Here is a 12,076-nt window from a genome sequence, read left to right as displayed (position 1 = left end):
CGAGCAGCGAGTGTGTGACCGATTTCGGATTAACCTGATGGCCCGTTTTTTTCAAGTATTCCCATGTCCTTCAAACGACTACTAGCACACTTGCGAGACTCAAGCAAAAATGCGGAAAGTTCCTCGAGAGTGATTACCTGGCGATGCAAACCTCTCCGTCGCCCCGTGTTGTTGGAACGTCTTGAGTTTCGGGAGATGCTATCGGTCAACCCGGGACTGGGGTGGGATGCGGAAGAACACACGGTCATATCGGCAACGGTGTGTTTTCCAGAGTTCGCTTCGGCTGAAAATGTGAAGTTACAGGATTCGGTTGTTCTCTCGGCCATCGATGCCATTAGCACCACGGGCTCTGACGTCCCCATATATCGTGACGGGGAGGTTCTACCAGCCGATAGCGGGCTTCTTCCGGCGACGCAACAATCGTCAACGTTGATCAACATTGATGACTTCCGAGCCGACCCTCGTTTTAGTTTGATCGATGGGTATGGCTTTTCCACTGTCATTCTCGATACGGGTATCGATCTAGATCATCCTTTCTTCGGCCCAGATCTCGATGGCAACGGAATCGCCGATCGCATTGTCTATAGCTACGACTTTGCCGACGGCGACAGTGATGCTTCCGATTTAAATGGGCATGGCTCGAACGTTTCAAGCATCGTTGCCTCATCCGATACAACTTGGACAGGTATGGCCCCGGGAGCAAACATCATTCATTTAAAGGTTTTCACGGACTCAGGAAACGGCAGCTTTGGGTACGTCGAACAGGCACTGCAGTGGGTGGTGAATAATGTCAGCACCTACAATATCGCAAGCGTTAACATGTCGTTGGGAAATACGAATAACTACACTTCCTCTCAGACATTTTCTTCCACGATTGGTATCAACGATGAATTAGCAGCACTCGCTGCTTTGGATGTCATCGTGGCTTCCTCTTCCGGCAACGATTTTTTTACCTTCAACAGCCAACAAGGCGTTGCCTATCCCGCTGCGGACCCTAATTCGTTGTCGGTAGGAGCCGTCTACGATACTTCTGGAAGCGGGTTTACCTATAGCTCGGGCGCACAGGCCTATACGATCGGCCCCGGACGGATCACTCCGTTCAGTCAACGGCACCCGGAACTCACCTCAATCATGGCCCCTGGGGCTCCGATCACCGGTGCGGGGCCGACCGGGGGCTTGGTAACGCAACATGGTACGAGCCAGGCATCTCCCCACATTGCTGGGATCGCAGCATTGGCCCAGCAGTTGGCCAGCGAACAGCTCGGGCGGCGTCTAACCGTCTCCGAGTTTGCGTCATTACTGAAGAGTACCGCTACAATTATCACCGATGGCGATGACGAAAATGACAACGTGATCAACACCGGTCTCACGTTCCCACTGGTCGATGTGTTTGCCTTGGCAGAGGCCATCGTAGACCTGGCTGTCTCAACGCCGACTGCCACGTGGAACCCACTTGGCCCATTTGGGGCTTCCGACGGCCAGGTGGAAAATGTACTTCCCGACGATACCGTCGTCGGCGCGATTCATACGGTTCTGGCGCATCCATTAGATCCCAACATTCTATACATTGGCGGAACGAATGGCGGCATTTGGCGGACAACCAACGCCACCGCAATTCAGCCGAACTGGGAACCCTTGAGCGATCAACTTCCCTCTTCATCCATCGGAGCGATGGTATTCGACCGAGCAGATAATACGTCGCAGACCATCTACGCTGGCATTGGACGATATAGCAGCTTTGGCCGCATTGGGAATGAACGGATTGGGCTTGTACGTACAACCGATGGGGGTGATAGCTGGAGCATTATTGACGGAAACGGGACTCTCACCGGGAAGAATATCTCAGGAGTGTACGCCAACGGCAATACGATCATCGTATCGGTAAATACAGCTGACATTGTATCGGCATCAAATGTGGGCATCTTCCGCAGCGTCGATGGAGGAGCGACTTTCCAACTAGTCTCGCAGGGAAATGGGTTTTCCAATGGGCTCCCAGCAGGCGTGTCTTATGACCTGGTTGCGGACCCCATCAACCCCGACGTTCTGTATACGTCGATGGTGTTCTCCGATCTCTACGGAGGTGGTGCCTCTGGCGTTTATCGAACGACTGATCGTGGTGCAACCTGGGTCAAGGTTAGCTCGTCCGCCATGGATCAGTTGATTGATAATGGAACGACGAATAGGACCGGAACAAGTAATCTGGAATTTGCTGTCGGGACATCCAATAACGTCTATGTCTCGATCATTAATGAGGGACGCGTTGATGGACTCTTTCGATCTGGGGATGGTGGTACAAGTTGGACACAGATGGATACGCCGTCCACGAATGAAAACGGAACGGACGTTGGATTGAATCCTGGCGGCGGCAAGGGCCCCACGGCTAGTGATACTCCCGAAGACATTGCTGGTGGGCAAGGAACGATTCATTTCTCAATTGTGGCAGATCCCGTCGACCCCAATATCGTCTACGTAGGTGGTGATCGACAACCGCTTGAGTTTCAATATCCGACATCGATCGGTGCCATAGATTACTCCGGAAGATTATTTCGCGGGGATGCGTCTTTGCCGACTGGTTCGCAATGGGTCCATCTCACGCATAGCAATACACTCGGTGCGATCGGCGGCGGAACGGCCAATGGTAGCAGCCCTCACGCTGATTCGCGTGATATGGTATTCGACGCGTTGGGCAATATCATCGAAGTTGACGACGGTGGAATCTATCGCCGTAGTAGTCCGCGTTCAAATTTGGGAGATTGGTTCAGTGTCATTGGCGATCTCCAGGTCACCGAGATTCATGATGTTGCCTACGACGCAATTTCGCAGGTAGCCATTTCCGGGAATCAAGATACCGGAACGACTCAGCAATCGACCCAGGGAGCTGAACTGTGGCAGAGCATTTCTACGGGAGATGGGGGGGACGTTGCGGTCGACGACATCACCCTTGCCTCATTCGGACAATCGATTCGGTATTCAAGCTATCAGAACCTGGGCCAGTTCCAACGTCGTGTATACGATTCGTTCGGCAATTTGTTGACTTCCGATTTCCCTAGTCGGACGCTCGTCGGGGGCGGTCCGCAATATGAACCTGCGTTTCGAAATCCAATTGAACTCAATGTTGTCGATCCCACGAGAATCGTATTTCAAGGAAGTAACGGCGTATACGAATCGACAGATCAAGGGGATACCATCAGTTACGTTTCGGTTGTTGGTGGAGCGAGTGCCGGGAATTATTGGATCAACCAAAACGCACTCGTTGCAGGAGGTTACCGTAACGGTATTCCGTATGAGAATGTTCTGTGGGTCGGAGCAGATAACTCCGTGTTTTACCGTGGGGAAACTGGAACCGATTTGCTGGAGACACCTGTCAGCGCCCCGGTGGGGATCATTCATGATTTGACGGTTGACCCAGACGATTGGACATCGGTGTTCGTGATTGATGACAATAGCGTCACGTTGGGGTCAAACGCTGGAACCAGTTGGGCCGATATTACCGGCAATCTAGGAGAGTTCGCTTCATCGTTGACTTCCTTATTGTTTGTCGAAGGTTCTACGACAGATGCCCTCATCGTGGGAACGAATCAGGGAGTGTTTGCCTCATCACTCGACGCCCTTGGTCTCTGGCGTCCGTTGGCTATCGGACTTCCCAACGTATTGGTCTACGACATGGAATGGGATGTCGCACGAGATGTTCTTGTAGCAGGTACACTGGGCCGCGGTGCTTGGATTCTCGATGAAGTCAGTGCTGTCGTCGACGATCTATTTTCATCAACCGACGTCTCTCTCGAAATCTCTGCCGCAAATGCTGTTCGGGCAGAAGGCGGGACGGGAGCTGTCACCCCGTTTACCTATACCGTCACACGAAGTGGCGACTTATCTGGCATCCATGACGTTGACTTTTCGGTCGTCGGTATTGGTGTGAATCCGGCCGACCTGGCCGACTTTGGAGGCTTGTTCCCCTCGGGCACGATCCACTTCGATGTCGGTGAAGTAACACAGACGATCACGATTGACGTGGTCGGTGATTACCTGTTGGAGGCTGACGAAGAATTCATCGTCACTTTGACCAATGCGACCGGCGGCGCATTGATTACTTCTCCAACGGCTTCGGGGATGATCTCGAACGACGACGCCACGCTCAGCATAGTGGCGAGTGACGCAAGTCGATTTGAATTGGATTCGGGAACGCAAGACTACTTCTTTACGATCACGCGATCTGGTTTTACAGGAAGTGCGACCACGGTCGATTTCACGGTGGCCGGAACCGGAGCTGCACCTGCGGACATTAATGATTTCGGCGGTCAATTTCCCAGCGGAAGTGTTACGTTTGCTGTAGGAGAAACGACCAAATCGCTAGTGATTTCCGCGACCGGCGACATGTTTGTCGAGGCGAACGAACAGTTCGCGGTCACATTGGCGAATCCGACTGGCGGAACACAACTCGCGACGCCATTGGCAATCGGTACGATTCTTACTGACGACGCATCGATCACGCTCGAAACCATTTCTCAATCGCTTCGCGAAGGTCAGAGCGGATCGACTATCTATGAATTTGTAGTGGCCCGTATCGGTAATGGCGTAGAAGACGTCACCTTCGATTATGCGATCACAGGATTCGGTAGCAATCCGGCGGATGCTGCCGACTTCGGAGGAACGCTACCCAGTGGAACAGCGACTCTCGTTGGCAATCAGGTCACAATCTCGATTCCTGTCAACGGGGATACGGAATTGGAACTCGACGAAGAGTTCTTGCTGACAATCAGCAATGCTTCCAATGGCTACCAGATCCAGCAAGGTACGGCCATCGGAACAATTTCGAATGATGACTCGATTATCAGCTTGAGTGCCTTGAGTAGTGAACTAGCGGAAGGTCTGACAGGAACGACAGAATTTCTCTTTCAGGTTTCGCGCACGGGCGATTTGACAGATGCCGTTTCGGTCAACTACATCGTCGCCGGAGCGGGCCCGTTTCCCGCTGATGCAACCGATTTTGTCGGAGGACTGCCGACAGGTTCCATTCAGCTAGCAGCCAACCAAGATACGGTCACGTTTGTGGTCCAGGTAAGTGGGGACACCATGGTCGAGGAAGACGAACAGTTTTCCGTTTCGATTAACTCACCCACAGGGGGTGCTCAACTGGGAATATTCACCGCAACAGCGACACTCCTAAATGACGATTCCGAAGTAGCCATTAGTCCTCTCGCAGCCAACGTTGCCGAGGGGGACGCTGGACAAGCGACTTATACATTCACTGTTGTTCGTAATGGAGATACAGATGCAGCGTTTAGCGTGGATTACAACGTTTTGGGAAGCGGCGCAAATCCAGCCGATGGGGCAGACTTCGGCGGAACCTTACCTGCCGGAACAATTGCTTTCGCGCAAGGTGAAGTGTCGAAAACTCTAACAATCCAGGCAACCGGCGACACTCTTCTTGAACAAGACGAATCGTTTGAGGTTCGATTAACCAACGCAACAGGCCCGATTCTAATCGAACAGGGCTCAGCAGTCGGTACGATCATAAATGACGATGCAACTCTTTCGTTGGCAACTGTCACGTTATCTCAGTTGGAAGGCAACTCGACACCAGGGGTGTTTGCTTTCACCGTAGTCCGTGAGGGATGGCTCTCGGAATCGGTTTCGGTCGACTATTCCGTCGTCGGAAGCGGTACGAATCCTGCCCAGGCCGACGATTTCGGTGATAGCCAACCGGGCATCGCGTTTCCCTCGGGAACGCTTACCTTTGCTGCTGGAGAAAACAGCAAGGTAATCAACATTCCCGTATATGGTGATCTTCAAATTGAATCGGAGGAGACATTCACACTCTCCCTCACCAATCCCAGTGATAACCTCTTCCTGGTTGAAGATATAGCAGTTGGGAAGATTCAGAACGACGATTCAATTATCGAAATCGTTGCAACTATCGCCAATGCGAGCGAAGGTAGTTTGCATGCGTATTCAATCCGCCGGTCAGGATATTTAGCAGCCACGCATACCTTGAGTTGGGAAGTTGCCGCTGGGCAAACCGATCCAGCGGAACCAGCCGATTTTATCGGCGGTGCTTTTCCAGCAAATACGGCTGTATTTGCACCAGGGCAAACCTCCAAACTGGTGACATTCAGTTCCGCTGATGATCAAGACTATGAGCCTGACGAGCAATTTGTTGTTGTCCTCACGGGAGCTACTAACGGAGCTCAGCTGGGCGTTCAGACCGTCTCTGGTACCATCCTCAACAACGATCAGCCAACGACGCAGTTCGCACCGCTGGACATCAATAAAGATGGACTTGTCGATGCTTCGACCGATGGGAATTTGCTGTTGAGCGTGTTGTTTGGCCTTCCGGAAACATCTCTTACGCCCTTTATGGGGAGCAGTCAGTTGACTGGCACCGAGGTCGTTCAGAATGTAGCGAATCTTGGGAATGTGCTGGACGTCAATGAGGACGGTAGTGTCGATGCGTCGACCGACGGGAACCTGATTCTTGTCGTGTTGTTCGACCTTCCCAATGCCGATCTAGCTCGCTTTCTGGGGGGAAGTGTGCTCTCGGTGTCTGAAGTGCGGGACAACGTTCTAGCGCTCACGAGCCTGCCAGCATCGGGCCAAATCACAAGTTCAGGCGACGAGGCCATCCTGGTGGAGAATGCACCTGGCCAACTGCTACGCCCTGATTTCTCTGCGACGTGTGAGCCTGATACTGGTACTGTATTGCGGCAATTAGATAGTGTTGAAGATCAGTTCAACGAGCAGCAGTCAATCCCGACCGACGCCAGCAAAGAAGTTCGCTTGCAGACCTCTGATACCGAGACTTTATTCGAAAAGGAAAGCTTAGTTTCGCGAGATTATTTCTATCAATCTCTAGCCACAGACGAAAGTGCCAATATCGTTTTAGAAAGCATTGAAATTGAGTGGATTACATCTGGCGTTCCGAGTTTAATAAGGTCCAACAACGACCAAGCAGAATACAGCGGATCATGAAGTTGCCGTTAAGGCACAGGTGAAGAACTTGATTCTCCCTGTCGCTTGACTGGCCTCTTCTTCCGAAAGTTATCGATGCCACGATTCGATCCCCGGCGTTGATATCGTATGAATGGCCTGACATTTGGCCAACCATATAAATCGAGAGAACATACTTTAGAACAGTTCGCACTAATATCACGCGATTCTGTTCTGCGTTGTGCCTGTTCCCTTCTACGAGATTACGCATTCCTATGTTTAACGGACTTACACGGAAACCTCTCCTGCGGCAGAAAAGGCATCATCGACGGACACTCTGCGTCGAGTTCTGTGAAGAAAGAGCTATGTTGGCCGTTCTGGATTTGATGCCGAGTGCAGCGGCTGGAACGGTAACGGAGGAGAATGGAACTACGGTTATTACCGTCAGTCCAAGTACCGTGATTAGCGTTACCGCGGAACTGGAGACTTCTGAGTCTGACGTGACTGGCTATCAGATAAATTTCGGAAATTCACATGCGCTTCTCGTCCTGTCTAATTGGGTCAACAGCGGAGCCAATTTTCCATTGGCGATCGACAGCACGCTAAATCATGCAACGAATGACCGTTTCATTGCTGCTATTGGTTTCGTAGGTGTCGCGACCCCGCCAGTCAAAGAAATCGGAACATTTCAAGCAACAGCCCCTGCCGCCGAAGGAGACTATCGACTCACCATCGACTTTACCACCGGAGGCGAAACCGTAGACACCGTTCTATCCGATGCGGGTGGTAGTGCGATACCGGTCACTGACTTCGGTGATTTAATCATCCGTGTCCAGATTCCCAACGATCCTCCTACCATCAGCTCGATCGATGATGTCACCATTGACGAAGACACGATGACTGGCGATCTCGCGTTCACTGTAGGCGACACGGAAACGGACGCGGCTTCTCTTGTGGTCACGGCAAGTTCAGATAATCAAGCTCTGATCCCGGACGGCAATATCGTGATCAGCGGCACGGGGGCTAACCGAACCGTCAAAGTTACCCCGCTCGGAGATCAGAACGGATCAGCCCTGATCACCCTTACGGTATCTGATGGGGTGAAGACGACAGAAGAAACGTTTACCGTGAACGTTACTCCAATCAACGACGCCCCCACGATTTCGTCGATCGATGATGTCACGATCGACGAAGATAACATGACCGGCGACCTGTCCTTCACATTGAGTGATCTGGAAACCAGTGTCGACTCGTTGATCGTCTCGGCAACATCCGGAAATCAGACCCTGATACCGGATGGAAACATCGTCATAAGCGGCACCGGTGCCAACCGGACGGTCAAGGTGACACCTTTACCTAATCAAAGCGGTTCGGCGCTGATCACGCTGGTTGTCTCGGATGGAGATAAGTCCTCCGAAGAGACGTTTACCGTCAATGTGTCATCAGTGAACGACGCTCCCACGATAAGTGCTCTCAACGACGTCACGATCGATGAAGATACGATGACCGGCGATTTGGCTTTCACGGTCGGCGATCTGGAAACCGATGTCAATTCATTGGTGGTTACCGCAACATCCGACAATACAGCCTTGGTTCCAAATGGCAGCATTGTTATCAGCGGCACAGGTACCAACCGCACCGTGAAGGTTACCCCTCTGCCAGATCAAAATGGCATGGCGTTGATCACGCTTGTCGTGTCGGATGGCGACAAGACTACCGAAGAGACATTCACCTTAAATATCACACCAGTCAACGATGCGCCTACGATTTCGCCGATCGATGACGTCACGATCGACGAAGATACGATGACGGGTGACCTCCCCTTCACCGTGGACGATGTGGAGACCGACGCTGGCTCCCTTGTTGTTTCGGTTAGTTCAGACAATCAGGCACTTGTTCCTGACGGTAATATAGTCATCAGTGGCACTGGCGTTAACCGCACTGTAAAGGTAACACCGCTGCTAGATCAAAATGGATCCGCCGTCATAACCCTAATCATCTCGGATGGAAATAAGACTGCTGAAGAGACGTTTACGGTGAACGTCACGCCGATCAACGATGCCCCGAGCATCTCTGCCATCGATGATGTGACTATCGACGAAGACACCATGACCGGCGATCTTGCATTTACCCTGGATGATCTGGAAACGGATCCAGCTTCGCTTTTGGTCTCGGCAACTTCGGACAACCTTGTGTTGATTCCCAATGGAAGCATCGTCATCAGTGGTACGGGGGGCAATCGTACGGTTAAGGTGACGCCTCTGGCGGACCAGAATGGAAGCGCCGTCATCACTCTGACCGTTTCGGATGGAGATATGTCGACCGTAGAAACATTTACGGTGAACGTTACGCCGATCAACGACGCACCGACAGTGACTCCTGTCGATGATGTCACAATTGACGAAGATACCATGACAGGTGACATCCCGTTCACAATCGATGATTTGGAGTCGAGTCCTGGCGTTCTCATTGTTTCCGTAACGTCGGACAATCAGGCACTCGTTCCCGATGGAAACATTGTTCTTGGTGGTATCGGTGCCAGTCGAACCGTGAAAGTGACGCCGTTGCCCAACCAAAGCGGATCCGCTCTGATTACCCTGGTGATCTCCGATGGCGACAAGTCGATCGAGGAAACGTTTACAGTGACCGTGGTCCCTGTAAACGATCCCCCTACGGTGTCGGCCATTGATGACGTGACGATCGATGAAGACACGATGACGGGGGACCTTGCGTTTACGATCGACGACTTGGAAACCAACGCTGATACTCTGATTGTATCAGCGAACTCCGATAATCTCAGCTTGATTCCCAACGAGAACATTCTCATCAGTGGTACCGGAGCCAACCGGACGGTAAAGGTTACTCCGCTGGCCGACCAGAACGGGGCGGCAATCATCACGCTGGTTGTGTCGGATGGCGAAAAATCGACGGAAGAAACGTTTACCGTGAACGTCACCCCAATCAACGACCAGCCAAGTAGTATCCAATTGTCTGGCACGTCGCTGGACGAAAACAGTGACGCTTTCGAGGTGGGGGCCATTACGATCCAAGATGCGGACTCAGGCGATACTTTTACCTACGACATCTCCGACAACCGCTTCGAGGTGATCAATGGGGTATTGAAACTCAACTCTGGAGTCTTGGTTGACTTCGAGGCTGAGTCCGAGATTTCCGTTACCATTCGCGCGACGGATACTGGCAATTTGTTTGTAGAAGACACCTTCCAGCTTCAAGTCGTCAACAAGAACGACGTGCCGGAGGTCAATCAAACTTTGCCGAACATCACAGTTGATCTGGGCGACCCGGCACAACTAATCGACATCAGCAACGTCTTTAGCGATCAAGATATTGCTTCTATGGGAGATAGCTTGACGATCAGCGTCGGACAGAATTCCAATCCATCCGTCGTCACGGCAAGCATAATTGGTGGCGACCTAAAGCTTGACATTTCAAAAATGAATGTTGGAACTTCGCAGATCACGCTTCGGGCAACCGACACCGAAAATGAATTCGTTGAAACGAGCTTTTTTGTCACGGTGACGCTGAACAGTTCCGTTTCGATTAACATTTCCTCCCTGGGAGACAGCGGAAACGTTGGTGATTCTCGTCCTGTAAACCTAACGCCTATGGTGTTGAACGAGTGGCAGAATGCCATCGCCGGTGTCTGGGTGACCGTTGGTGATGAGACGCCGACTGAGCCATTTGATATGACACTGCAAATTGAGTGGTCAACTCAGTGGTATGAAGCGGCCGAAGTGATTGACTTCCTCGGAAACAGTGGAATGACTGATACCGCAGTCGACCAGGGCGTTGCAACGACTGATGTCACGTTCGTCGGAATCGACCTCTCCGGATACTCGATTGGCGAGAACGTCCTGATTGGCAAAGTGGCATTGAACGTTTACATGAATGACCCTATCGGCGTCCCGATGGAGGGGCCTGGTGCCTACCCAACCCTTGTCGAAAACATCGGATTCACCTTGAATGCGGCCACATTGGTGGTGGGAGATGTTGAGCTACTGACCGCACCTATTCCCCAAGTTGATTTATCGCCTGTGATCTATGACGCGGATGATAGTGGCCACGTAGGGCTGGGCGACTTTGCTGAATTCCTACGGAATTACGGTCGTGTCCCTGGTGAGTTGAACCCAGAGAGTTATACATTCGACTACGATCGTTCCGGCCGTGTCGGAATCACCGACTTTGCTCTTTTGATTCAACACTATGGTCGAAGAAAGCCGAGCGACCGATTTGTGAACATGCCTGGCTTGACGACCCCACTTAACGCAGCATCAAGCTTCGAACTGATAGAAGCGGAGCCGGCATTCGAGATGGAATCCACGACGGAGTCTCTTGCCGACCCGCCTGCCACTAGCGTGTCAGCCTGGAATGCAATCATCGTTTTACCAGCAGATTCGACGCTTGAAAATCGCTCCACGGAGTTCACAGCAGCAGACAGAAAGCTTCCTCTGCTGGCATTACGCATCGATGCAGAACACCCCCAAGCACCAAGCCACGCCGACCAATTCTTCCAACTCTACGAACAAGTAGCCAATTCAGAATGCGACCTCATAGAAACAGATTCCGGCGAAGAACGAACGTACCACGATGCATTAGATCAGTCGCTGGAAATTCTTAGAGAAGAGGAATTCGTTTACTAAACTCCCAAAAATGCGAAAGAGGGTCAGCGCCTACCATTTGTCGCTACAGCAAGAGGCGGATAGCACATTATTCCCCAGGCCTCGTCGGCATCATGGTGAATCCAGATCAGATCTCAAGCATTCCGGTGAGAAGCGGTTTCATCATATGCGAACAATGGCTCATCGCATCGCGATAAAGAGCGATATTGTGTTTGGATGCTCCATGCACGAGTTGGTATCGAAACAGACAGATTCGCTCTAAGACCCGTTCAAGCATGAGATGCCAACTTGCCTGCAAATACCAGGTTGGGGCATCGAACTTGGCCTTTAGGGATTGTCCCGCGCGTTTGGGTGTTGGTTCTATCCAGAGGTATCGGCTTTGGTAAAGCGTCTTCCAGAATTGATATCACTAGAGCATTTTCCCAAACCCTCTAGCGTCATCCACAAAGTTTAAGTAGAGCAGGCAATCACCTAGGAGGTGATAGTCATGAAGACCGGCCTGAAATGCC

Annotated in this window: 2 protein-coding genes; both read left to right on the top strand. The window is 51.7% G+C overall.

The window, feature by feature from the left end; translation table 11 throughout:
* Positions 1–195 precede the first annotated feature (195 nt).
* Positions 196–6,969 carry a Calx-beta domain-containing protein gene (locus tag C5Y96_RS23290; protein ID WP_158261380.1) on the top strand — a complete coding sequence of 2,258 codons (6,774 nt, stop codon included), beginning with the start codon at positions 196–198 and terminating at the stop codon, positions 6,967–6,969.
* A gap of 197 nt (positions 6,970–7,166) precedes the next feature.
* Positions 7,167–11,588 (top strand): beta strand repeat-containing protein, encoded by a 4,422-nt coding sequence (locus C5Y96_RS23285; RefSeq protein ID WP_146115782.1) that lies wholly within the window; start codon positions 7,167–7,169, stop codon positions 11,586–11,588.
* Positions 11,589–12,076: the final 488 nt, after the last annotated feature.

The sequence above is a fragment of the Blastopirellula marina genome, assembly GCF_002967715.1.
Classification (GTDB): domain Bacteria; phylum Planctomycetota; class Planctomycetia; order Pirellulales; family Pirellulaceae; genus Bremerella; species Bremerella marina_B.
This window is presented reverse-complemented; position numbering and strand designations above follow the sequence as displayed.